General features: G+C 39.1%; 29 protein-coding genes. 4 read left to right on the top strand and 25 right to left on the bottom strand.

The window, feature by feature from the left end; translation table 11 throughout:
- Window positions 1-2: 2 nt before the first annotated feature.
- Window positions 3-1,511 carry a histidine ammonia-lyase gene (gene hutH / locus ABD005_RS16870; protein ID WP_343818904.1) on the bottom strand — a complete coding sequence of 503 codons (1,509 nt, stop codon included), beginning with the start codon at window positions 1,509-1,511 and terminating at the stop codon, window positions 3-5.
- A gap of 148 nt (window positions 1,512-1,659) precedes the next feature.
- Between hutH and ABD005_RS16865 the strand changes: the two genes are divergently transcribed.
- The gene (locus ABD005_RS16865) at window positions 1,660-2,559 is read left to right on the top strand and encodes a LysR family transcriptional regulator (protein WP_215981471.1); all 900 of its coding nucleotides are present in this window, start codon (window positions 1,660-1,662) and stop codon (window positions 2,557-2,559) included.
- Window positions 2,560-2,591: 32 nt separating this feature from the next.
- Here ABD005_RS16865 and dusC read toward each other — a convergent pair whose 3' ends face one another.
- Genes dusC through ABD005_RS16840 form a run of 5 tightly spaced genes read right to left on the bottom strand, consistent with a single transcriptional unit; the run spans window position 2,592 to window position 5,715 of the window.
- Entirely contained in the window at window positions 2,592-3,533 is a 942-nt protein-coding gene (dusC, locus tag ABD005_RS16860) for a tRNA dihydrouridine(16) synthase DusC (protein WP_343818901.1), read from the bottom strand.
- Complete coding sequence (locus ABD005_RS16855; RefSeq protein ID WP_343818899.1) at window positions 3,533-3,814, bottom strand: hypothetical protein; 282 nt, start codon at window positions 3,812-3,814, stop codon at window positions 3,533-3,535. The genes dusC and ABD005_RS16855 overlap by 1 nt, the downstream gene beginning before the upstream one ends.
- Before the next feature lie 39 nt (window positions 3,815-3,853).
- Entirely contained in the window at window positions 3,854-4,720 is an 867-nt protein-coding gene (locus ABD005_RS16850) for an NAD-binding protein (RefSeq protein ID WP_343818898.1), read from the bottom strand.
- Window positions 4,713-5,228: a nuclear transport factor 2 family protein gene (locus ABD005_RS16845; protein WP_343818896.1), complete on the bottom strand. Its 516-nt coding sequence runs from the start codon at window positions 5,226-5,228 to the stop codon at window positions 4,713-4,715. Before ABD005_RS16845 ends, ABD005_RS16850 begins: the two co-directional genes overlap by 8 nt.
- A gap of 49 nt (window positions 5,229-5,277) precedes the next feature.
- Window positions 5,278-5,715, bottom strand: coding sequence for a GNAT family N-acetyltransferase (locus ABD005_RS16840; protein ID WP_343818894.1), 438 nt, complete (start codon window positions 5,713-5,715; stop codon window positions 5,278-5,280).
- A gap of 46 nt (window positions 5,716-5,761) precedes the next feature.
- Between ABD005_RS16840 and ABD005_RS16835 the strand changes: the two genes are divergently transcribed.
- A complete protein-coding gene (locus ABD005_RS16835; protein ID WP_343818892.1) occupies window positions 5,762-6,517 on the top strand; it encodes a class I SAM-dependent methyltransferase in 756 nt (251 codons plus the stop codon).
- An 89-nt stretch (window positions 6,518-6,606) separates the two neighbouring features.
- Here ABD005_RS16835 and rpsQ read toward each other — a convergent pair whose 3' ends face one another.
- From rpsQ to ABD005_RS16770, 13 genes are all read right to left on the bottom strand, one after another.
- A complete protein-coding gene (gene rpsQ, locus ABD005_RS16830; RefSeq protein WP_343818891.1) occupies window positions 6,607-6,858 on the bottom strand; it encodes a 30S ribosomal protein S17 in 252 nt (83 codons plus the stop codon).
- Window positions 6,858-7,049: a 50S ribosomal protein L29 gene (rpmC, locus tag ABD005_RS16825; protein WP_159821672.1), complete on the bottom strand. Its 192-nt coding sequence runs from the start codon at window positions 7,047-7,049 to the stop codon at window positions 6,858-6,860. Before rpmC ends, rpsQ begins: the two co-directional genes overlap by 1 nt.
- Window positions 7,049-7,462, bottom strand: a complete 414-nt coding sequence (gene rplP, locus ABD005_RS16820) for a 50S ribosomal protein L16 (RefSeq protein WP_215981478.1) — start codon at window positions 7,460-7,462, stop codon at window positions 7,049-7,051. The genes rpmC and rplP overlap by 1 nt, the downstream gene beginning before the upstream one ends.
- Before the next feature lie 11 nt (window positions 7,463-7,473).
- Complete coding sequence (gene rpsC, locus ABD005_RS16815; RefSeq protein WP_215981479.1) at window positions 7,474-8,169, bottom strand: 30S ribosomal protein S3; 696 nt, start codon at window positions 8,167-8,169, stop codon at window positions 7,474-7,476.
- A 12-nt stretch (window positions 8,170-8,181) separates the two neighbouring features.
- Window positions 8,182-8,514: a 50S ribosomal protein L22 gene (gene rplV, locus ABD005_RS16810; protein ID WP_215981480.1), complete on the bottom strand. Its 333-nt coding sequence runs from the start codon at window positions 8,512-8,514 to the stop codon at window positions 8,182-8,184.
- Window positions 8,515-8,525: 11 nt separating this feature from the next.
- Entirely contained in the window at window positions 8,526-8,801 is a 276-nt protein-coding gene (rpsS, locus tag ABD005_RS16805) for a 30S ribosomal protein S19 (protein WP_215981481.1), read from the bottom strand.
- A gap of 97 nt (window positions 8,802-8,898) precedes the next feature.
- A complete protein-coding gene (gene rplB / locus ABD005_RS16800; protein ID WP_215981482.1) occupies window positions 8,899-9,723 on the bottom strand; it encodes a 50S ribosomal protein L2 in 825 nt (274 codons plus the stop codon).
- A 12-nt stretch (window positions 9,724-9,735) separates the two neighbouring features.
- A complete protein-coding gene (gene rplW / locus ABD005_RS16795; RefSeq protein WP_215981483.1) occupies window positions 9,736-10,038 on the bottom strand; it encodes a 50S ribosomal protein L23 in 303 nt (100 codons plus the stop codon).
- Window positions 10,035-10,640 (bottom strand): 50S ribosomal protein L4, encoded by a 606-nt coding sequence (gene rplD / locus ABD005_RS16790; protein ID WP_215981484.1) that lies wholly within the window; start codon window positions 10,638-10,640, stop codon window positions 10,035-10,037. The genes rplW and rplD overlap by 4 nt, the downstream gene beginning before the upstream one ends.
- A gap of 15 nt (window positions 10,641-10,655) precedes the next feature.
- A complete protein-coding gene (rplC, locus tag ABD005_RS16785) occupies window positions 10,656-11,294 on the bottom strand; it encodes a 50S ribosomal protein L3 (protein WP_215981485.1) in 639 nt (212 codons plus the stop codon).
- 14 nt (window positions 11,295-11,308) lie between these two features.
- On the bottom strand, window positions 11,309-11,620 hold the full coding sequence (rpsJ, locus tag ABD005_RS16780; protein WP_070375080.1) for a 30S ribosomal protein S10: 312 nt from the start codon (window positions 11,618-11,620) through the stop codon (window positions 11,309-11,311).
- A 336-nt stretch (window positions 11,621-11,956) separates the two neighbouring features.
- A complete protein-coding gene (locus tag ABD005_RS16775; RefSeq protein ID WP_343818884.1) occupies window positions 11,957-13,426 on the bottom strand; it encodes a carbon starvation CstA family protein in 1,470 nt (489 codons plus the stop codon).
- 152 nt (window positions 13,427-13,578) lie between these two features.
- A complete protein-coding gene (locus ABD005_RS16770) occupies window positions 13,579-15,051 on the bottom strand; it encodes an NAD-dependent succinate-semialdehyde dehydrogenase (protein ID WP_343818882.1) in 1,473 nt (490 codons plus the stop codon).
- A gap of 297 nt (window positions 15,052-15,348) precedes the next feature.
- On the opposite strand from ABD005_RS16770, the gene fusA reads away from it, so the two are divergent.
- Entirely contained in the window at window positions 15,349-17,436 is a 2,088-nt protein-coding gene (gene fusA, locus ABD005_RS16765) for an elongation factor G (RefSeq protein ID WP_343818881.1), read from the top strand.
- A 222-nt stretch (window positions 17,437-17,658) separates the two neighbouring features.
- Here the strand turns inward: fusA and ABD005_RS16760 are convergent, their stop codons facing one another.
- Genes ABD005_RS16760 through rimK form a run of 4 tightly spaced genes read right to left on the bottom strand, consistent with a single transcriptional unit; the run spans window position 17,659 to window position 20,941 of the window.
- Window positions 17,659-18,528, bottom strand: coding sequence for a mechanosensitive ion channel family protein (locus tag ABD005_RS16760; RefSeq protein WP_215981489.1), 870 nt, complete (start codon window positions 18,526-18,528; stop codon window positions 17,659-17,661).
- 22 nt (window positions 18,529-18,550) lie between these two features.
- Window positions 18,551-18,985 carry an ATP-dependent zinc protease family protein gene (locus ABD005_RS16755; RefSeq protein WP_343818879.1) on the bottom strand — a complete coding sequence of 145 codons (435 nt, stop codon included), beginning with the start codon at window positions 18,983-18,985 and terminating at the stop codon, window positions 18,551-18,553.
- Between the two features lie 11 nt (window positions 18,986-18,996).
- Window positions 18,997-20,019: a succinylglutamate desuccinylase/aspartoacylase family protein gene (locus ABD005_RS16750; RefSeq protein ID WP_343818877.1), complete on the bottom strand. Its 1,023-nt coding sequence runs from the start codon at window positions 20,017-20,019 to the stop codon at window positions 18,997-18,999.
- Between the two features lie 16 nt (window positions 20,020-20,035).
- Window positions 20,036-20,941 (bottom strand): 30S ribosomal protein S6--L-glutamate ligase, encoded by a 906-nt coding sequence (gene rimK, locus ABD005_RS16745; protein WP_343818875.1) that lies wholly within the window; start codon window positions 20,939-20,941, stop codon window positions 20,036-20,038.
- 181 nt (window positions 20,942-21,122) lie between these two features.
- Between rimK and ABD005_RS16740 the strand changes: the two genes are divergently transcribed.
- Complete coding sequence (locus ABD005_RS16740; protein ID WP_215981492.1) at window positions 21,123-21,971, top strand: LysR family transcriptional regulator; 849 nt, start codon at window positions 21,123-21,125, stop codon at window positions 21,969-21,971.
- A 130-nt stretch (window positions 21,972-22,101) separates the two neighbouring features.
- Here the strand turns inward: ABD005_RS16740 and ABD005_RS16735 are convergent, their stop codons facing one another.
- Window positions 22,102-22,980 carry a mechanosensitive ion channel family protein gene (locus ABD005_RS16735; protein WP_252739027.1) on the bottom strand — a complete coding sequence of 293 codons (879 nt, stop codon included), beginning with the start codon at window positions 22,978-22,980 and terminating at the stop codon, window positions 22,102-22,104.
- A gap of 307 nt (window positions 22,981-23,287) precedes the next feature.
- Window positions 23,288-23,971, bottom strand: a complete 684-nt coding sequence (ssb, locus tag ABD005_RS16730; protein WP_343818871.1) for a single-stranded DNA-binding protein — start codon at window positions 23,969-23,971, stop codon at window positions 23,288-23,290.
- Window positions 23,972-24,180: the final 209 nt, after the last annotated feature.

Below are 24,180 nucleotides of genomic sequence, written 5' to 3'. Positions count from 1 at the left end.
CCTTAGTTAACTTTAAGTGCTTGTGATTTAACTAATGTAATCATCGCGTCAATGTCAGGTTTTAACAGTCTGTCTTCTTCGAGCTTCGCGACTTTTTCTCTAATTATTTTATGATTAAGTTCAATAATCTCTGAGCATTTATTTGGGCGTCTGAACTCTATGGCTTGTGCTGCATACATTAATTCAATCGCAAATATTTTTTCAATATTTCCTAAAATCTGGTTTAATTTTCTGCCAGAAATACTGCCCATAGAGACATGATCTTCTTGTCCCATAGATGTGGGTACACTGTCAGCTGAAGGCGGGAAACAAAGTGATTTATTTTCTGTTACTAATGCCGCGGTTGTGTACTGCGGGATCATCATCCCTGAGTTTAAACCACCAGAGCTAGTTAGTAGCCTTGGCAAGCCATGTAAGCCTTCAAGCAATAAATAACAACGGCGATCTGAAATATTACCTAATTCTGCTGCAGCAATAGAGGCGTAATCAAGTACCATCGCTAACGGTTGGCCATGAAAACTACCACCCGAAATAGCTTCTTCACTGCTGATAACAATAGGGTTATCGGTAACTGAATTCATTTCTATTTCAGCAAGTTCTTCTAAATGTCGATAAGCATTTCGTGAGGCACCGTGAACTTGTGGGATACATCGTAGTGAATATGGATCTTGTACGCGATCACAATGAGTATGATCAGCCATATTTTCTGAGTCTTTAAAAAAACTTCTCATGCGCCCAGCAACCTCGAGGTTACCTGGGAATGGACGCGTTGCATGAAGCTCTGCTCTAAACGGAGACTCGCTGCCTTGCATGCCTTCAATACTCATTGCACCTGTAATATCAGCTAAATCCAATAAGTAACGCATTTTAGTTAATGCCGTAATAGCATGAGATAAAATAAATTGGGTACCGTTAATTAATGCTAAGCCTTCTTTTGCATGTAATTCCATTGGCTCTAAACCATGCTCTTTAAGTAACTTAGCGGCTGGTACGGTTTTATCACCTTGCCCCTTTTCATTACTCCAAAATTCACCTTCACCTAATAATGGTAAGAACAAATGAGAAAGTGGCGCTAAATCACCCGACGCACCAACTGAGCCTTGTTCTGGCACCACGGGAATTAAATCAAGTTCGATAAACGCTAACATTCTTTCAACAGTTTCCAAGCGAATACCTGAAAAACCTTGGCTTAACGCATGAACTTTAGTGATTAACATTAACTTAGAGATAGCTTTAGCGATTGGCTCGCCAACACCTACCGCGTGAGTAATAAGTAAGTTTTTTTGTAATAAATTGGTTTCTTCTGGTGTGATTTGCGTATCACACAACGGACCAAAACCTGTGTTTATGCCATAAACGGCTTTATCGGAAGCTGCCATTTTGTCAACACGTTGACGGCTAGTATTAATTTTATCTAATGCTTCTTGGCAAAGCTTAGCCTGAATACTGCCGTTAGCAATACCATTTACAATATCAAGGTTTAAACGGTCAATACCATAGTTAAACGTCATTTTAAGGCTCCTAAAATTTATCTCTTGTTGCACGTAGTGCTATTTATAACAGCATTGTAACTTGCTCTAGATGTTTCATAAATGCATAATAATCGTTATTCATTCCGGATTTACCGAACTAAAATCAACTTAAAACGAGTTAACTATTATGCAAGTTCATGACGTAGATTTACGACTCCTTAGAATATTTGTCGCCATTGTTGAGTGTGGCGGTTTATCCGCAGCAGAGTCACGTTTAAATATAGGACGGTCTACCATAAGTGCGCACTTATCTGACTTAGAAGTTCGTTTAGGTATAAAGTTATGCAGCCGTGGGCGAAGTGGTTTCGAGCTTACAGATATGGGCCGAGTCACTTATCAAGCATCGTTAGAGCTATTACAACAATGTGCTGCGTTTGCCAGTACTGTGGCGAGTTCAAAAAACGAGCTTTCAGGGCGTGTCACTATTGCAACTATTGATACGTTAATCAATGATCCCCGTTGTGGCGTGGCACGTGTTATTTCAGCATTGAAAACCAAAAGCGATAACATTCAGTTTGATATTAATGTATGTGAAGCACGAGAAGTAGAAACCTCGGTGATTAATGGTCGGTCATTAGTCGGTCTAGGCGTTAGTCGGCATCATTTACGCGGTTTAGATTATTACCCTTTACACAATGAAACTAACTACTTGTATTGCGGAAAAGGGCATCCATTATTCAACGGTAAACCTTCAGAAATAAAGTCGTTATTACAAGAGGCAGAAGTGATCACCAGTCACTATATGCGTGATAAAGAAGCCCGAAACGATGGCTTAAATTATCAAAACAGCGCGACGGCTTATCATGAAGAAGGCATAGCGCACCTAATATTATCAGGAGAGTTTATTGGTTACTTACCTGAATACTATGCCAACAATTGGGTCGATAAGGGGCTATTTAAGCCTATTCTACCCGACAAATATTCTTATCAAATTCCAGTAATGTTAATTTCTTCTAAAAATAACAATACTTCACCGTTAGCAAAGGCACTGATAGAAGAAATTAAGCGCTGCCATGTCACTGTTTAAACCAGCACGTAAGCTTTATTTTTTATAGCAAACTACTCTGAAATTAGTGCGGTAGAGATATCAGCAGCTGTTTTTAGCGTTCTAATTTCACTAAACAAGTCACCTGCTTGTGAGTAATGATTTTTTAAGTATTTAAGCCATTGCTTAATGCGATTAGGGTAATATTTACTTTTATCACCATGGGTTTCAAACTCAGTATAAGCAAGCAAGAGTCTTTGTACCTCTAACCATGGCATTACCTCACTTTCTTGTTTGATTACTTTACCCAAGTTAGGGATAGTAAGTGCGCCGCGGCCGACCATAATATCTTTACAGCCTGAAACCTCTCGACACTTTTCAGCATCTTCCAAGCTCCAAATATCGCCATTGGCAATAACAGGAATCGAAATCTCATTTTTGATTTTAGCAATCCAGTGCCAATGTGCTGGTGGCTTATAACCTTCAAGTTTAGTACGTGCGTGTACCGTAAGCTGATTGGCTCCTGCGGCTTCAACTGCTTGTGCATTTTCAATAGCGAGGCTTTTATCTTCATAACCTAAGCGAATTTTAGCGCTAACAATAGTATCGGCAGGTACCGCTTCTTTAACTGCTTTCACTATTTGATAAAGGTTGTCAGGATCTTTTAGTAAAATAGCGCCACCACGACTTTTATTAACCGTTTTAGCTGGGCAGCCAAAGTTAATATCCACACCACTTGAACCGAGTTCAATCACTTTAGCGGCATTTTCAGCCATGTATTGAGGATATTGACCTAACAACTGCACCCGTACAGGTGTACCAGCAGGTGTGGTGCAGCCATATGCGTCGGCTTCTTTGAGTTCAGGACAGTACCGATAAAACGCTCGTTCAGAAATAACTTGATCAACAACACGAACAAACTCGGTAACACATAAGTCGTAATTGCCAACTCGTGTTAGTAAATCGCGCATCAAGTGATCTAACACACCTTCCATTGGCGCTAATACTACGCGCATTATGGTGAACTACTTTTAGGCTGGCTTTTTAAGTTATCCGTATTTTTTTTTACGCAGAGTGAAACAGTTATTTTTTTGATAATTAAATAAAATAGCAAGGTAATACTCGCGACAATAAGGTTAATGAAAACCGTAAATAGTTGACTATTTTCAGACCATAAAAAAATAGGCCCGTAACCTGAAACATTAATAGTATTCAATAAAGAAACATGCAGCCAAATAACAATAAACAGTAGTTTATTTTGATGACGCTCGATTAGTTGTTGGGATAATTCCTTCAAAAATTACTCTATAGCATGGCCTGATAAATTTCAGCGCTATTATAACCAAGAGAGTAAGTCAGGGTAAACAAATTGGTAAGATAATAAACGTTGTGCTTTATCACCATTAACAACACGGGTATCTGTTTTAGTTTCTTGCTTAGAGAATACTGGTTCAGGTAGTGAGAGAGCTTGTGCCGCTCGCTGATAATATTCTCGCTTATTCGCTTTAGTGTTACTAACGCCATTAAAAATACCGCTAGCAGCATTTGTATTAAGTAACGCTAAAATAAGACCAACGGCATCTTGCTGATGGATTAAGTTAACCGCCGCATCGCCATCAGCTAATGTTTTGTTTTTTCCGGCTAAAAACTTACCTGGATGACGACTCTCTCCCACTAAGCCAGCTAATCTCAATACATAAGCACAACGCTGCGCATCAGCTTGATCAAAAGCTAATGCAGCTTGCTCAGCTTCATGCAGTAGTTGCACCTTATCGGCAGAAAGTACCAAAGGTACTTCCTCAGTTACATCTCCCGATAAGCCGTTATAAATTGCGCTACTACTTAACAATATAATTTGCTTTACTGCGTTGCTTTGCTCTGCGGCTTGAATTAACTGCTTTATTTTCTCAGGGTAATCAATACGCCCTTGTCGTAACTGCGGAGTTATAGCAATAACAAGCTGCTGACAATCAAATATACGGTGCTTATTCAGCGCTCCTTGCTCAGTAGGTATTAATAACAAATGCGTGTTTATACCTTGAGCACTTAGTTCATTCACACTTTCTTCTCGGCTACGTGTTGCACTGACCTGACAGCCTTGGTTAATTAATTCTTTCGCTAACGCGCTACCCAACCAACCACAACCAATAATGCCAACACGTTTACTTTTACGTGTCGCCTTATCGCCATTAATTCTACTCATTTTCTTTACCTTTAAAGACTTTAATTTGTTCAATTAACTGCTTTGCAATTGGGTTAGGTAGTGGTACTGATAAACTATACTGAGCTATTTTCCAACCGTTTGGTGTTTTTATTAATACACCGCTACCGCGACACAAACCATAGCTATCATTAGTTAACAGCTCGTCAAAATAGGCTACATCTGCTTTAGCTAACAAAGTAATATTTCTTTCAACCGATTGATATAACCAACCATCCCCACGCGTAAAATGAGGCGTTACAAATTCACTGAACTGTGCTTTATTCCAACGTTCGCTTGCATCGGTCCCCAAAAAAACAGCGTTGGGTGTCAGTAAGGCTAAATAACGCGTAGCATCGGCTTGCCCAGCCGCTTGATGAAAAGAATCAAGTACTTCATTCATACGTTGCTGAGTGGTTTTTTCTGATGTGCTAGTTAAGTTATTGTTCGCGATAACATTAAAGCTCACCGCTATTAATAAAACACAAACTCGTATTATTTTATTGATCATCGCTGCATTGTTCTCACTTTAAGTTTTAGTGGTTGCACTTCGGCCATGCTCACTTAAGCACCTTAGTCATAGCATAATGATTAATATCATCAAATAATTGATAAACGAATCCTTGCTGCTGATAGCCAAGCTTAGCGTAAAAGCTTACCGCTAACTCACGTGCATTTAGTTTAATATATTTAAGCCCTATCGCTTTGGCCTGTTGCTCTAAATGGGAGATAATTTCTTGACCCAGCCCTTGCCCTTGAGCTTGAGGAGCAACTGCCATATAGCGTATTTGACCGACTTGTTCGTTAATAGCTTCAAGGCGACCCACTGCTAAAACTTCACCATGATGATTAATAATCATTCGATGAATACTGCGATCTTCTAACTCATCTTGCTCACTACCTAAAGGCTGATGCCACGGCTGCCGCAATACTTGGTAGCGTAATTGGTAATACTTCTTAAATTCGATGGCACTTTCAGGTGACCTGCACGCATTCATTAGCTACCCTTAACAATATTAATAAATTATTTTAAGACAGAGGTTTATGAAGTTAACCCGCCACTTATCTCAGGGAAGGTTAGTCTATTTAAGTCAAAACGATGATGCAATCTCTGTTTATGAAAATGCACATTATCGCTGGCTAAACTTTGGTGGAACTGTGCAAAGTATTATGCACAAACGTAAGCCTTGGTTACTGACATTGCCACACCAAATAGCCATTCTTTTACCATTATTGATATTTCGGCCAACTAATATCACTGAACTTGGCTTAGGCGGAGGTAATATTGCGCGCTTTATTACTCACCTTTCCACTGAGATTTCATTTCAAAGCGTTGAAGAAAGCCAAGTCGTGATTGACAGCTTCCTACAATATTTCAATCCAGAGTCATGCCAAAATACCATTATTCACAGTGACGGCCTACAATGGCTCACACAGCACAACAATAATCATTGGATAATATCTGACATCTACCGCCAAGATGAATTTAGCTTTACTGAAGTGATTAAACAGCTCGAGCAACTAGTCGAGTACTTACAAACAACAAGTTGCTTAACTATTAACCTGCCAGATATTAGCGATGATGAAATGAATTTGTCTTTAACCGTTTTGGGGCAACTACAAAGCAGTCATCAGATCATCTATTTCCATATTCCTAACTACCGCAATATTATTATCCACCTTTATCCTGAACACTGGCGCACAGAGCCGCTGTTAAAACGAAATAGCTATTTAAATAAAGTAACGTTTAATCGTTGGAAAGGTTTCTGGAAACATGGAAAAAACCATTATCTCAAGTAGCTTATGACCCTATAGCGGACATAAAAAAAGACCTTAGCAAATAAATGCTAAGGTCTTTTGGTTAACTATATAAAGCTAATTTATAAAAATTAAGCTTTAGTGATTACGTCAACTAATTTCCAGTTTTTAGACTTAGAAATTGGTGCAACTTCACGAATAGTTACTAAGTCACCTTCATTACATACGTTAGTTTCATCATGCGCTTTCAACTTAGTTGAACGCGTCATAAATTTACCGTAGATTGGGTGCTTAACACGACGCTCAATCAAAACAACGATAGACTTATCCATTTTGTTACTGATAACAACGCCTTGTAGTGTGCGGATTTTGGCTTCGCTCATTACTTACCTGCCTTTTCAGTGATGATAGTCTTAACACGTGCGATATTGCGACGTACTGTTCTTAGCAAATGAGTTTGTGCTAATTGACCAGTGCTTGCTTGCATGCGGTAGTTAAACTGCTCGCGAAGAAGCTCTAGTAATTCTGCATTTAGCTCTTCAATGCTTTTTGCTTTAAGTTCACTAGCTTTCATTACATTGCCGTCCTAGTTACGAAGGTAGTTTTGAATGGAAGTTTAGCAGCAGCTAAAGCAAATGCTTCACGCGCTAACTCTTCAGAAACACCTTCCATTTCATAAAGAACACGACCTGGAAGAATTTGGCAAACCCAATATTCTACAGAACCCTTACCTTTACCCATACGAACCTCAAGAGGTTTTTTAGTAATTGGCTTATCAGGGAAAACGCGTATCCAGATTTTACCTTGACGTTTAACATGACGAGTCATGGCACGACGAGCGGCTTCAATTTGACGCGCAGTCATACGACCACGTTCTACAGATTTCAAACCGAAAGTACCGAAGCTAACTGAACTACCAACATGTGCAAGACCACGGTTGCGCAGTTTAAATTGCTTACGGAATTTAGTACGTTTTGGTTGTAACATTACTGATTCCTCTACTTAGGCTTGCGGTTAGTTTTTCTTTTTGGCTTAGCCGCTGGTTCTTCTGCCTTAAGAGGCATTTTACCAATTACTTCACCTTTGAAAATCCAAACTTTAACACCAATAACACCGTAAGTTGTGTCACCACGCGCAGTTGCGTAGTCAATATCAGCACGTAAAGTATGTAAAGGTACACGACCTTCACGATACCATTCAGCACGTGCGATATCAGCGCCGCCTAAACGACCACTAACTTGTACTTTGATGCCTTTAGCGCCAAGACGCATTGCGTTTTGTACTGCACGCTTCATAGCGCGACGGAACATAACACGACGTTCAAGTTGGCTAGCAATACTGTCAGCAACAAGCTGCGCATCCATTTCTGGCTTACGTACTTCAGCGATGTTGATTTGAGCAGGAACACCAGCAATTTTAGATACTGCTAAACGTAATTTCTCTACATCTTCGCCTTTCTTACCGATAACAACACCTGGACGAGCCGTGTGAATTGTTACGCGGATAGATTTAGCTGGACGTTCGATAACTACTTTTGATAGTGATGCACGCTTAAGCTTTTCTTTCAAGAATTCGCGAACCTTATGGTCGCCATCTAGGTTGTCAGCAAAATCTTTGCTGTTTGCAAACCAAGTAGACGCGAAAGGTTTCGTGATACCTAAGCGTATACCGGTAGGATGTACTTTTTGACCCATACTAATATACTCCTAAGAATCAGACACAATCACAGTGATGTGACTAGTGCGCTTAATGATACGATCGGCACGGCCTTTCGCACGTGGCATAATACGCTTCATTGTTGGACCATCGTCAATCATAATTGTTTTAACGAATAATTCATCAATGTCTGCACCATCGTTGTGCTCTGCGTTAGCGATAGCTGAGTTAAGTACTTTTTTAACTAAAACAGCAGCTGATTTGTTGCTGTAAGTTAAAATTTCAAGTGCTTTCTCAACATGTACGCCACGGATTTGATCCGCTACTAAACGCGCTTTTTGAGCAGAACCGCGGGCAAATTTATGTATAGCTTTAGCTTCCATTATAATCTCCCCTATCTCTTAGCTTTCTTATCAACGACATGGCCGCGATAAGTACGAGTTGGTGCAAATTCTCCTAATTTGTGACCGATCATTTCTTCGGTAACAAATACAGGAACGTGTTGACGGCCATTATGGACAGCGATGGTCAATCCGATCATAGTTGGAATGATCATTGAACGACGGGACCAAGTTTTAATTGGCTTTTTATTCCCGCTTTCCACCGCTTTCTCTACCTTCGTCAACAAGTGTAGGTCAATAAATGGACCTTTCTTGAGGGAACGTGGCATGGTGAATCCTTATATTATTCAATTCTTCATGCTGAACTTAGCTTTTAACATAAGTTAACTAAGCTCAAACAATCAGAATATTAATTTAATGCACTAATTACTTAGTACGACGACGTACGATAAATTTATCTGTACGTTTGTTCTTACGAGTCTTGTAACCCTTAGTTGGTACACCCCAAGGTGATACCGGGTGACGACCGCCAGATGTTTTACCTTCACCACCACCGTGTGGGTGATCAACAGGGTTCATGGCAACACCACGAACTGTTGGGCGAACACCGCGCCAGCGTGAAGCACCAGCTTTACCCAGAGAGCGAAGCATGTGTTCAGCGTTGCCGATTTCACCTAAAGTAGCACGACAATCTGCTTCGATTTTACGCATTTCGCCAGAGCGAAGACGTAAAGTAACGTAAGCACCATCTTTCGCAACTAATTGTGCGTAAGTACCAGCAGCACGAGCGATTTGAGCGCCCTTACCTGGTTTAAGTTCGATTGCGTGAATAACACTACCTAAAGGAGCATTACGTAACGGCATTGCGTTACCAGCTTTAATAGGAGCGTTAGGACCTGAGATGATTGTATCACCAGCAGTTAAGCCTTTAGGGGCTAAGATATAACGACGTTCACCATCTGCGTATAAAACTAACGCAATGTTAGCACTACGGTTAGGATCATATTCTAAGCGCTCAACTTTAGCAGGAATGCCATCTTTAAGACGTTTAAAATCGACGATACGATAATGTTGCTTATGACCACCACCAATGTGACGAACCGTAATGCGACCATTATTGTTACGACCACCTGACTTAGACTTAGTGTCTAATAATGGTGCGTAAGGCTTACCTGTATGAAGCTCTTTGTTTACCACTTTAACTAGGTGACGACGACCCGGAGAAGTAGGTTTACATTTTACTATAGCCATTTTTAGCTGCTCCTATGATTCCGCGCCAACGAAGTCGATGTCACTACCTTCTGCAAGAGTCACGTAGGCCTTTTTCCAGTCGTTACGACGACCAAAACGAGCACCAGTACGTTTTACTTTACCCTTAACATTAAGTGTGCGAACACCGTCAACAGAAACTTCAAAAAGTTTCTCAACTGCCGCTTTGATTTCAGCTTTAGTCGCATCTGTAGCTACTTTGAAAACAACAGTGTTGTTTGCTTCAGCGGCAGTAGTTGCTTTTTCAGAAATATTTGGTGCTAAAAGCACTTTTAACAAACGTTCTTCGTTTATCATGCTAAAATCCCCTCAATTTCTTTAACTGCATCAGCAGTGATTAAAACTTTCTCGAAACCTACTAAGCTTACAGGGTCGATTGCTGCAACGTCACGAACGTCAACTTTGTATAAGTTACGAGCAGATAAGAATAAGTTCTCATCAACTTCTTTCGTTACGATTAACACGTCTTTAAGCTCTAAACCTTTCAACTTAGCAACTAAGTCTTTAGTTTTAGGAGTCTCTACCGAAAAATCGTTAACTACTACTAAACGTTCTTGACGAACTAATTCAGATAGGATGCTAGCAATAGCACCACGATACATTTTACGGTTAACTTTTAAGCTGTGATCCTGAGGTTTAGCAGCGAATGTTACGCCACCTGTACGCCAGATTGGACCACGAGTTGTACCAGCACGTGCACGGCCAGTACCTTTTTGACGCCATGGTTTTGCACCACCGCCGCTAACTTCTGAACGAGTTTTTTGAGCACGAGTACCTTGACGAGCGCCAGCTGCATAAGCAACTACTACTTGGTGTACTAAAGCTTCATTAAACTCACGTCCAAAAGTTGCTTCAGAAACTTCAAGAGCGCCTGATGCGTCTTTTAATGATAATTCCATCACAAATCTCCTGGACTAGGCTTTAACAGCTGGTTTGATGATTACGTTGCCATTGATAGCACCCGGAACTGCGCCTTTAACAAGCAGCAAGTTACGTTCAGCATCAACGCGAACCAATTCAAGGTTTTGTGTAGTAACGCGCACAGCACCCATGTGACCAGACATTTTTTTGCCTTTAAAAACGCGACCTGGTGTTTGACACTGACCTAACGAACCGTTTGAACGGTGAGAGATCGAGTTACCATGTGTTGCATCTTGCATGCTAAAGTTCCAGCGTTTAATACCGCCTTGGAAACCTTTACCTTTAGATGTACCAGTTACGTCTACTAATTTAGTGTCATTGAATACTTCAACAGTTAATTCACTGCCGGCTTCAATGTCGCTACCTTCATTTTCGTTTAAACGGAATTCCCACAAGCCACGGCCTGCTTCGATACCTGCTTTCGCGAAATGTCCAGCTGCTGGTTTGTTAACACGGTTTGCTTTACGCTTGCCCGTAGTAACTTGTAGCGCTGAATAACCATCGTTGTCTACAGTTTTAACCTGAGCAACACGGTTTGCTTCAACTTCAAGAACGGTTACTGGAGTAGAAACGCCATCTTCAGTGAAGATACGAGTCATGCCCACTTTACGTCCAACTAGACCTATAGTCATTGTTAAAACTCCTCTTAGCCCAAGCTGATTTGAACATCAACACCAGCTGCAAGATCTAAACGCATTAATGCGTCTACAGTCTTTTCAGTTGGCTCAACGATATCAATCATGCGTTTGTGAGTACGAATTTCGTACTGATCACGCGCATCTTTGTTAACGTGTGGAGAAGTCAAGATAGTGAAACGTTCTTTACGTGTAGGAAGTGGAATTGGACCACGAACCTGAGCACCAGTACGTTTTGCAGTATCAACGATTTCTGCTGTAGATTGATCAATCAAACGATGATCGAACGCTTTCAAACGAATGCGAATTCTTTGATTTGACATTAAGACAAATCCCCTTTTAAAAAGAACAAAAAAATACATCCCTCTACTTCCTGTAGTGTAGGAAGGGGGTGTATTACTAATAAACATTCAACTCAAGATTAGAGTTGCTGTAAAAATCATAAGAAATTACTTATGAATTTATCTTGAAATGGATATTTTCCATATCAAGCCACACTCAATCTGGCTGAATGCGAGCGCGTATTATACAAGAGTACGTTATATGTGCAAGTTATTTATTCTTACTTTGGACATTTACTTTGTTGGAGTGGAAAAGTAAAGATAGGCTTAAGGAAATTCACTTAGGCCTATCTTTATTATTAATAACTTTAAGCTAGTTTAAGCTTGAACCGCTTTAGTACGTCTACTATTGAATACAACTAATAGTACAAATAAGCACACTGCCACGCCTATACCTATATGTTGGCTGTATTGTGCAGATAAGTTAAAACCAATAGCGTTGGTCATAATGTATGACACTGTTACACTTGTACCGATAATGGCAGGAATACTTACTATCCAGTGAAAAGTACCACGGTCAAATAAGTACTTAGTTGCTAACCAAAGTACGCTGGTTGAAAGCAACATATTAGAGAAAGCAAAGTATCGCCAAATTAGTGAGAAGTCTATTTTAGTCATAAAGTAGGCGACTATTAAAATAGGAACCGCTAAAAAAACTCGGTTACGCATACTTTGCGGAATATTAAAAGCATCGACAATCGTTAAGCGTAGCGATCTAAAAGCAGTATCACCCGAAGTAATAGGGAATATAGCCACAGCAATAATCGCCATAATACCGCCTAATGCACCTAAATAACTCGTTGCTATATGATTAACCACTAAACCAGGTCCCCCTTGAGATAGCATAGCTTGCAGTTCGGGATAACCACCAGGAAACGCAGCAATACCCGCTAATGCCCACACACAGCCAACAATACCTTCAGACATCATTGCACCGTAATATACAGGGCGAACATATTTTTCGTTAGTTAAGCAACGCGCCATAATAGGTGCTTGCGTTGAGTGGAAACCACTAATAGCGCCACAGGTTATCGTAATAAATAACAGTGGCCAAATAGGTGTTCCATCGGGGTTCGGCTCTAAAAAGTCATGATTGAAATGATCATGACTAAAATAACCAAGAAAATCCCCCATTACGGGTAAATGAGGTGCATTAAATAATAATGCGATAGCAATAAGCGTGGTCATAACAATCATCAACAGACCAAATAACGGATAGAGCTTAGTAATGATTTTGTCTATTGGTAATAATGTCGCAAGAAAGTAGTAACCTAAAATAACAAAAACCCAAAAGGTATTACCTTCAAGGAAAGTACCATCAAAATAGCTTAAGCTCCCTAACAAGCCCGCAGGACTCATAATAAAAACAACGCCAACAAAAAATAACAACATTGCGGTAAAAATCAGCATAAGTCCCTTATAGAAAACATTAAAATAATGTCCTGCTATTTCAGGGAGGCTTTTACCGTCTTCTTTTATACTCATGACACCTGAAAAGTAATCATGAACAGCGCCACCAAGAATATTACCTAGCACTATCCAAACCAGTGCAATAGGACCATATATTGCCCCTAAAATAGGCCCGAATATTGGGCCAACACCGGCAATATTTAAAAATTGAATTAAAAAGGCTTTAACAGGGTGTATTGCAACGTAGTCAACCCCCTCATCAAAACGCACTTGTGGAGTTTTTACGGATGGGTCGATACCCGCCTGCTTCTCAACAAAAGGACTGTAAAATTTATAACCTACTATCAATAATGTTATGCATATAAAAAAAATAATCATGGTAACTAACCGCCTCATTAACGTTATTATTCGCCTCCATTGGACGAATAACTTTTCTTATCACTATTATCAATTTATTAAGTACGAGTTACAACGTCAGCTTACAAGATAAATAAAGTAAAATTGTTAACGTATGACACTTGAATAACACATTAACCTAACCCACCAAAACTTAAGCTTTTAACGGTCATATACTCTGCTAGCCCATACTTAGAGCCTTCTCTACCATATCCAGATTCTTTTACTCCTCCAAAAGGTGCGGCTGCATTAGAAATAGCGCCTTCATTAATACCTACCATACCAAAGTGTAATTGCTCTGCAACACGCCAAATACGATTAATGTTTTGACTATAAAAGTAAGCAGCTAAACCATAAGGAGTGTCATTCGCCATCGCAATTACTTCAGTCTCATTGTTAAAGGTAATTAGCGAAGCGACTGGACCAAAAATTTCTTCTTGCGCTATATCCATGTGATTGTGAACATCACTTAAAATTAGCGGATCAAAAAAGCTCCCTCCTCCTGACTTTTCACTGCTTTGTTGGTAAACAATTTTTGCACCTAAAGTAATACTTTTGTCGACTAACTCTTTTACCTTTATAACTGCTTTTTCGTTGATTAGGGGACCAATGGCACTTTTTTCTTCAAGCCCATTACCTACCGCTAATGCCTTAACTGCTGTGGTAAATTTTTCAGTAAACTCATCTGCGATAGTTGCCTGTAAAAATATTCGATTCGCGCAAACACAGGTTTGCCCTGCGTTTCTAAATTTAGCGGCCATCGCTCCTTTAACTGCGGCATCAATATCTGCATCATCAAAAACAATAAAAGGCGCATTACCGCCTAGCTCGAGTGATACTTTTTTCACCGAGCTAGCGCACTGCGCTGCCAGCAATTTACCGACACGCGTAGAGCCAGTGAAACTAAGTTTAGCAATATCTTTATGTTCAGATAATAATTCGCCCATTTGCTGAGCGTTAGTCCCCACAACAACATTAAAAACGCCAGCGGGGATACCTGCTCGCTGACTTAATACAGCTAACGCAAGGGCAGACAATGGAGTCAACTCACTTGGGCGTCCTATAAAGGTACAACCTGCAGCAAGTGCGGCAGCCGCTTTGCGCGCCAGCATAGCATGAGGAAAATTCCACGGCGTTATAGCACTAACTACGCCAATGGGCTCTTTGATAACCGCAATACGCTTATCTGAACTTGAAGCAGGAATAATATCACCATATGCACGCTTACCTTCTTCTGCAAACCATTGAATATAAGAAGCACCGTAGGCAATTTCTCCTCTTGCCTCCGCTAAAGGCTTGCCCTGCTCAACCGTTAATATATAAGCAAGATCTTCTTGGTGCTGCTCAATTAAAGTAAACCATTGCTGTAATAACTGCGCTCTTTCATTAGCCGGTTTTTTTGACCACGCTTTAAATGCATTTTTAGCCCCATCTATCGCCAATAAAACCGCTGCCACACTATCATCATTTACTTGTGCAATAACTGTATTGGTTGCTGGGTTCATTACCTGAAAAGAGTCATCATTTTTATGCCATTGGCCATTTATATAACTCTGCGTTTTCAGAAGGGCTTTGTCCTGTAATAAACTTAATAAATTGGTCGTCATTGTTTTGCTCTTATTGAGTGTCGGTATGTTAATAAATGAGGCCTTATTTGAAACCATGCCTTGTTAGCTACAACTAACAAACACCTCTTTATCAATACTTTTTGCCGTATGCTTATATATAGGCTTTACCTATATATAAGCAGAACTATAACTAGAGCACAATAATTGCCGAGCGCTAATAATTTATTTAGCAATTTTCCATCGTTTTCTTTAGATCTGTTTAGAGTAATGGTATACTCGCGCGCAAATTTTCAACAATTCCACTTTTTTTAAGTAGAAATTAAATAGAGTAAAGTAATGGCAGATTTATCTAAATATAGAAATATTGGTATTTTCGCTCACGTTGATGCTGGTAAAACAACAACAACTGAACGTATCCTTAAATTAACCGGTAAAATTCATAAAGCTGGTGAAACTCATGATGGTGAGTCAACAACTGACTTCATGGAACAAGAAGCTGAGCGCGGTATTACTATCCAGTCTGCTGCTGTAACTTGTGAATGGAAAAAGCACCGTTTTAACGTAATCGACACTCCTGGTCACGTTGATTTCACAGTAGAAGTTTACCGTTCACTTAAAGTTCTTGATGGTGGTATCGGTGTATTCTGTGGTTCTGGTGGTGTTGAGCCACAATCAGAAACTAACTGGCGTTATGCTAACGACTCTAAAGTAGCTCGTTTAATCTTCGTAAACAAGTTAGACCGCTTAGGTGCTAACTTCTACCGCGTAACTGACCAAGTTAAAAACGTATTAGGTGCTCACCCACTTATTATGACTTTACCAATTGGTGAAGAAGATGATTTCGTAGGTGTTGTAGATGTATTAAGCCAAAAAGCATACATTTGGGATGAAACTGGTCTTCCAGAAAACTACGAAATCACAGATATCCCTGCTGACATGGCAGACGATGCAGCTATTTACCGTGAGCAACTAATCGAAACTGCTTTAGAAGCAGATGAAGATTTACTTATGGAATACTTAGAAGGTGAACTTACACCGACTGAAGAGCAAATTAAAGCGTGTATCCGTAAAGGTACTAACGAATTATTGTTCTTCCCTACATACTGTGGTTCTGCATTTAAAAACAAAGGTATGCAATTAGTACTAGATGCTGTTGTTGATTACTTACCTTGTCCTACTGACGTTAACCCTCAACCGTTAACTGATGAAGAAGGTGAACCAACAGGCAAATTCGCTATTGTTGATACTAAAGAAACATTCAAAGCGTTAGCATTCAAAATTATGGATGACCGTTTTGGTGCTCTTACCTTTATCCGTATTTACTCGGGTGTATTAAACAAAGGTGATACAGTTCTTAACTCTTTCACAGGTAAAACAGAGCGTATTGGCCGTATGGTTGAAATGCAAGCTGATGACCGTACTGAGCTTACTTCAGCACAAGCAGGTGACATCTTAGCTATTGTTGGTATGAAGAACGTTCAAACAGGTCACACATTATGTGATCCTAAAGATGAATGTACCCTTGAAGCGATGGTTTTCCCTGAACCAGTAATCTCAATTGCTGTTGCACCTAAAGATAAAGGTGGTTCTGAGAAAATGGGTATTGCTATCGGTAAAATGGTTGCAGAAGATCCAACATTCCAAGTTGAAACTGACGAAGATTCAGGTGAAACAATCCTTCGTGGTATGGGTGAGCTTCACTTAGATATCAAAGTAGATATCCTTAAGCGTACTTACGGTGTTGATTTAGTTGTTGGTAAACCACAAGTTGCTTATCGTGAAACAATTACTTCAGAAATTGAAGATTCTTACACGCATAAGAAACAATCTGGTGGTTCTGGTCAGTTTGGTAAAATCGACTACCGCATCCGTCCTGGTGAGCCAAACTCAGGCTTCACATTCAAATCAACAGTTGTTGGTGGTAACGTTCCTAAGGAATTCTTCCCAGCTGTTGAGAAAGGTTTCAAATCTATGATGGATACTGGTGTTTTAGCTGGCTTCCCTGTATTAGACGTTGAAGTTGAATTATACGATGGTGGCTTCCATGCTGTCGATTCATCTGCTGTTGCTTTCGAAATCGCTGCTAAAGGCGCTTTCCGTCAGTCAATTCCAAAAGCTGGTGCTCAGTTAATTGAACCTATCATGAAGGTTGATGTTTTCACTCCTGAAGATCACGTTGGTGATGTTATTGGTGATTTAAACCGTCGTCGTGGTATGATCAAAGACCAAGAAGCTGGTTCTACTGGTGTTCGCATTAAAGCAGACGTACCTCTTTCAGAAATGTTCGGTTACATCGGATCATTACGTACAATGACATCAGGTCGTGGTCAATTCTCTATGGAATTCTCTCACTACATGCCTTGTCCAGCTAACGTAGCTGAAACAGTTATTGCTGAAGTTAAAGAGCGTAACGCTAAAAAATAATTAACCTAAAGTTAATTATTAATACAAAAAAGGATGCCTAGGCATCCTTTTTTATTAACTGAAGTTTACTATATGTAGTAACGACTAATAGTTACAGGTATAACGCTTTAGTTAAAGCGTTCGCAAGGCTGAATTGCACGATAATCGTTAAGCTATAAATAAGCTAAAACTGCTATCGCAAAATAGCTGCTAGAGAAACATTTGTTAAGCCGAGCTGGTTAACTAATCTTCTTTAAGGGGTAGTAAGGTTATCGAACCATCAAGGTGAACATCGCGTTGCGGGTAAGCAACAACAATATCATGTTGTTCAAATAACTCACTCAACCTAAAGCGTATTTTACTTCTGATCATTCTTAAGCCACCTTCAGCTTGAGAATTTATCCAAAAAACGCTTTCAAATATCAGTGCATTATCACCAAAGTCTTCAAAGCTCACAATAGGCTTATTCTCGGTTAACACTTCTTTTTGTTCCATCGTCGCTTGTAAGATTAACTCAGCAACCTTTTTAGGTGAGCTACCATAAGCCACACCAACGACAACGGAAGTGCGCACTACCCTATCAACTAAGGTCCAGTTCACTACGGTGTTTTCTAACAGTTTACTATTAGGAATAAGTAGATGAACGCCATCAACTCGTCTAATACGGGTAGAGCGAGTGTTTATTTCTTCAACCACGCCTTTAGCATTTTCAACTTCTAAAAAATCACCAATACGTATTGGTCTTTCCCACATTAATATCCAACCACTAATAAAGTTGTTAATAATATTTTGTGCGCCAAAACCAAAACCGATAGCAATAGCACCAGATAAAAAGGCAAAGGCTGCTAATGGTACATTAATTAAATCGAGCGTAGTAATAGCAATAATGGTAATTGCTATTACGTAAAGCACACGCTGTAATAAATGAATTATATTAGGGTCTGTTTTTTTATTAGTTAAGCGCTTAGTAATTAACCTAACAATAAGTTTGGTTAAAATAACACCAAAAAGTAAAAAGAGTGGAATAAGCAATAACTTTCCCAACGTTATTGCTTGATCTGATACTGTAAAAACAGTGTAAGCCAGAATCTCTTTTAGTTGTTCTATCGTCATAAAATACCTTTATCTACAATAATTATGACCCCATAAAAACTTTAGCAGGGTCAATAAGAAAGCGTTTTCCCATGCCTTCTCTACCTAGTAGCATAAGATAACTCATATCAGAGCGGTCTGTTAAGGTAATCTCTATCACCCATGACTCTTTACCAAGAGTAATTGTGGTTTCAATAACATAGCGTTGCTCTGCAGTACCATTAGATGACTTAACTTGTCTGATATCACTAATAGGCGCTTTACATTGAACTATTGTATCAACATTATGGACATCTGGGTGAATATCAAATTTAACGCAAGGTTTCCCCCCTGCCATGTACTTTTCAATATTATCAACATGTAATGATGATGTTTTAGCGCCAGTATCAACTCTTACTTGTAAGTCATTAATAGCAAGGTCTGGTAATGACACAGACTCAAGTCGACCTATAATTATTTTTTCGTTTGTACTCTTCATAGTAACTTCCGTTAAATATCGTTATTTTCAGGCAATAATAACTCTTGAACCGTTTCTATTTGCCCGGCAATTTCTTCATCGTCTTCGCTAAAGTAAGCAACATGAAACATTGCTTCACCCTCTTGCACTAGTGGTATATTCTGCTTACCAATTAATATGCCAGAGCGATTAGCTCGTACTACATCTAAAATATCACCGTAAGGGCTACCTATTTCAGCAAGAATTTGAGATTTGGTCACCTTATCTCCCAAGTTCGCTTTATTATGTACAATACCACTAGCATTAGCTCTGATCCATTGACTACCATTAGCAATGAACGGCTCTAGTTCTTTTTTCTTACTAGATGTTTTTCTCATCATTCCTAAATGTTTTAAGACATTAAGAATACCTTTCATACCAGCACGAATCGAAAACTCGTCAAAACGTAATGCTTCGCCTGCCTCATAAAGTAAAACACGTGTATCAAGCTTAACCGCGGCTTCACGTAAAGAGCCATCAACTAAGTTTGAGTTCAATACCACTGGAACACCAAAAACCTCAGCTAATTTTTTAGTTTCCTCGTCCTGCATATTCGCTCTAATTTGCGGTAAGTTAGAGCGGTGTATTGCTCCTGTATGTAGGTCAATACCGTAATCACAATGTTTTACTATTTCATTCAAAAAAATATGCGCAACACGCCCTGCAAGTGAGCCTTTAGCCGAGCCAGGAAAGCAGCGATTCAAGTCACGTCTGTCAGGCATATAACGACTTTGGTTAACCACACCATAAACATTAACCATAGGTACAGCGATAACGGTACCATGGGTTATTTTAAAGTTTTTTTGGCTGATTAAACGTCTAATGATTTCAATACCATTGAGTTCATCACCGTGTACTGCCGCGCTAATAAATATGGTTGGCCCTGGCTTTTTAGCTCTAATTATATGTACTGGTAAAGAAACATTAGCATCGGTATATAACTTAGCTACTGGCAGCTCTACCTTTCTTTGTTCACCAGGTAATATTTCAAACTCGCCTATTTTTAAACTTTCCATAAATTATCCTTTATTATTATTTAGCAACTATCGCTTTAGTGGCTTTAGGCTTAGATTTTTTCTCAATAAAATCAAAAACCATACCGGCAATGTTTTTACCTGTGGCGTTTTCAATGCCCTCTAATCCTGGAGAAGAGTTAACTTCCATTACCATAGGACCATTTTGCGAACGAAGTAAGTCAACACCACAAAAGTTTAAGCCCATTATTTTAGCGGCATTAATAGCTGTTTCTCTTTCTTCTTTTGAAAGCTTAACGACTTCAGCTGAGCCACCACGGTGTAAGTTAGATCTAAACTCACCTTCAGCACCTTGACGCTTCATCGCAGCGACCACTTTACCGCCAATAACTAAACAACGAATATCGGCCCCACCAGCTTCTTTAATAAACTCTTGTACTAATATGTTAGCCTTTAATCCCATAAACGCTTCAATTATCGCTTCAGCCGCTTTCGCCGTATCAGCAAGTACAACGCCAATGCCTTGTGTGCCTTCTAACAATTTAATAACCACAGGCGCGCCACCAACATTCTTAATTAAGTCTTTAATGTTGTCTGGTTTGCTAGCAAACCCTGTTCTAGGTAAGCCAATACCTTTACGTGATAATAATTGTAATGAACGCAACTTATCGCGAGAGCGGCTTATAGCAACTGAGTCGTTAATATTAAATGTACCCATCATTTCAAACTGTCTTGCTACCGCAGTACCATAAAACGTTACTGATGCACCAATACGTGGAATGATCGCGTCATATTTTGGTAACTCTTGGCCGTGATATCGTACCGTTGGTCTACTGCTGGTAATGTCCATATAGCAGTGTAAGGTATCAATAATATCAACCTCATGCCCTAACGCTTCGCCTGCCTCTTTTAATCGTCTAGTTGAGTAAAGCTTTGGGTTTCTTGATAAAATAGCAATTTTCATAATGTACGCCTTAAAGGATCACTTTGTGAATATAAACAGTGTAATAAAAGTGATGTAATGATTTGCGCGCAGTGTATAGCTACTATCTTAAACAATAAAATGTTATATTTTTATCAGTTTGATAAAAAAAATCGATTAACCTTACCTTAAGGATTATGTTGATGGATATATTGAGGTCATAATGAAAATAGAGCTATTAAAAACCTTTTTAGAAGTCAGCCGTACCTTGCACTTTAGAGTTGCTTCTGAAAACTTATTTATCACGCAATCAGCGGTAAGTGCTCGAATTAAGCTGCTTGAAGATGATTTAGGCGTACTGTTATTCGATAGAAAGCAAAAGCACTTGAAGCTTACCCCAGAAGGGCATCGCTTAATAAAACACGCCAACGAACTTATTTTTATGTGGCAAAAGACCAAACAAGATGTAGGTATAGCCAGTAATGAAGCACATCAGCTCGTTATTGGCTCTATGATGTCAATCTGGAATATTGCTTTACAAGACTGGTTACAAAAAATTCATCGTAATATGGATGATGTTTGCTTACTCACCAATACTCACTCACCTGTTGAATTAAGAAGGCGGGTACTAAGTCGCATTATTGATATTGCCTTTTTATTTGAGCCACCGTTTGTTGATGACCTTATTACCATTAAAGTAGCGACCGTACCGCTGCATTTAGTTACAACCTCACCAAGCGCAGTTTATGATCCTACGTTACTAGAAGACTTTATTATGGTTGATTATGGCGAGGCCGTGAATAGTGAGCACATGAGAGTATTTCAAGAAGCAAACCCTGCTAAACATTATATGAATCAACCCGATATTGCGATGGATTTTATCTTAGAAGCAGGTGGCTGTGCTTATCTGCCTAGACAAATGACACACCAGCATAGAGAGCGAAATAAATTGTTCTTAGTGGAAGATGCCCCAGTTTATTCACGTGATATTTTTGCGATTTATTTAGCAAAAAGCCAGAAGGCGCAAATAATAGAGCAATCTATAGAGTTATTCCCTTACGTAAAAATTTAAGTCGCAGTAAATGAACTAACCCCATGACTTAATTATTAAAAATAATAATTAAGTCATGAGACTATAAATAAAAACTACGGTGCTCTATAGGGTTATTTAAATAACCCCACTGATACACAACAGCCTTATTTTATTCTACAACTTTAATAGGTAATTCAGGTGTAGGCATAGCATTTTTATGTTTAAACCACAGCTTCATAAAGTCTGCCGTTAGCTTTTGCTCAATTTCTAAAGCTCTATCAGTCGGGCAAAATATTGTAAAAATAACCTGTGTATTACCAATATCTGAAGTCGCTATATTTATGTGTGGCTCAGGTCCCGCAATATTAATATCTAACCGATTTTCAATTAACTGGTTATAGCGCATAGCAACATCTCTAAAGTCATCACAATAAAAGTTAGCTTGGTTAGTTAACTCCTCAATGAATTCAAAAGGGTTAACGGTATCATCACGAACTATCGTAAAGTGGTGCATCGCATAACGCTTTAAAAAATTTAGGTTTTTAGTTACCGAGGTAATTAACTGGCTATTAGGAATATAAAGCGTTTTACCCGTATATTGATAATCATCAATATTTACTTCTAATAATGTTAATTTTGCCCAATCTGTTGAATGAACTTCACCATAGTAATCCTTTACTTGTACCCAATCACCAATACGAAATGGTCTGCTTGATAAAATATAAATAAAGCCGATAAAACATTGGATAAACTCTCGTGTTGCTAACACAATAGCAACAATAAAAGCGGCAATTGAAAAAGCAAACTTTTGAATTTCTTCCGACCAAATATTAAATACAAACACAATAATTAATAACGTTACAACGTTATTAACCATATTAATTTGCAGCCTTTTACCTTGTTTCGACTTACGCTTAATAAGTTTTACCGCAACAAGTTTGGCGATAAAAATAGTAACAATCACCACAAAAGTAATAAAAAACTTATGCGTTGCTAATATATTAATAAATTGAGTGAATTCTGGGGGCATATTGAGCCAATTTGACATAACGATGCTATGTGCCTTTATTTTTAATGTATGAAATGTATTTAAAAGCCTTGTCGCTGACTGATAAATTACGAGGCATAACACCTCAATAACTCGAAGGTAATTTTAAGGATTAACAAAAAATATACCAACATAAAATATGTTTTTAGTTTAATAAAATATTTTGATGGGGGAAATGGTAACATTAAACATCATAGGAATGTGTAAACTTTAGCATTACATCAATGCCTATAAACTTACCTAATAAAAAACCCAGCAACTAGCTGGGTTTTTTATTGAGTCATAGTGTTCAAGTCTTTAGTAAGAGCTAGAACGGAATATCGTCATCAAAATCAATTGATGGCTCTTGTGGGTTTACTTTAGGTGCTTGCTGCTGTGGTGCAAAGCCTCCACCTTGTTGTGGTTTATTATATGCTTGCTGCTGTGGTGCTGCTTGCTGCTGAAAACCACCTTGCTGTTGTTGAGGTGCAGATTGCTGTTGGTAGCCACCTTGCTGCTGTGGTGCCGCTTGCTGCTGAAAGCCACCTTGTTGTTGAGGCGCAGATTGTTGCTGGAAGCCACCAGACTGTTGAGGGGCAGACTGTTGTTGGAAACCACCACCTTGTTGCTGGAAACCACCGCCAGCTTGTTGACCACCACTTTGTCCGCGACCGTCTAACATTTGCATTACGCCATTAAAGCCTTGCAGTACAATTTCAGTTGTATACTGATCTTGGCCTTGTTGGTTTGTCCATTTACGTGTTTGTAATTGCCCTTCAAGATAAACTTTTGAGCCTTTTTTAAGATACTCACCTGCAACTTCGGCTAATTTTCCGAACATTACCACACGGTGCCATTCAGTTTTTTCTTTTTGTTCACCTGTTTGTTTATCTTTCCACGAGTCTGACGTAGCCACGGTAATATTCGCTACCGCACCGCCATTTGGCATAAAACGTACCTCAGGATCTTTACCTAAGTTACCAACAATAATTACTTTATTTACACCCGCCATGAAAAATCCTATTGATTGCGCTATCGAGACATTGACTGCTATTCGTCAACTATTACGTTAAATAATAATTAACGACTTCTATTGAAGATACCTGTCTAACAAAATTAGTTTAAGGGGGTAATTCTATAGTGAGATAGGATCAAATTCGAGTGCTTTCTTTACTAAAAAGTCATTTATTTTAGTCAATAGCATTTATGCTTTTAAAAACA

Source organism: Colwellia asteriadis (assembly GCF_039523295.1).
GTDB lineage: Bacteria > Pseudomonadota > Gammaproteobacteria > Enterobacterales > Alteromonadaceae > Colwellia > Colwellia asteriadis.
The sequence above is the reverse complement of the archived record's forward strand: the minus strand, read 5'-3'. Positions and strand labels throughout refer to the sequence as shown.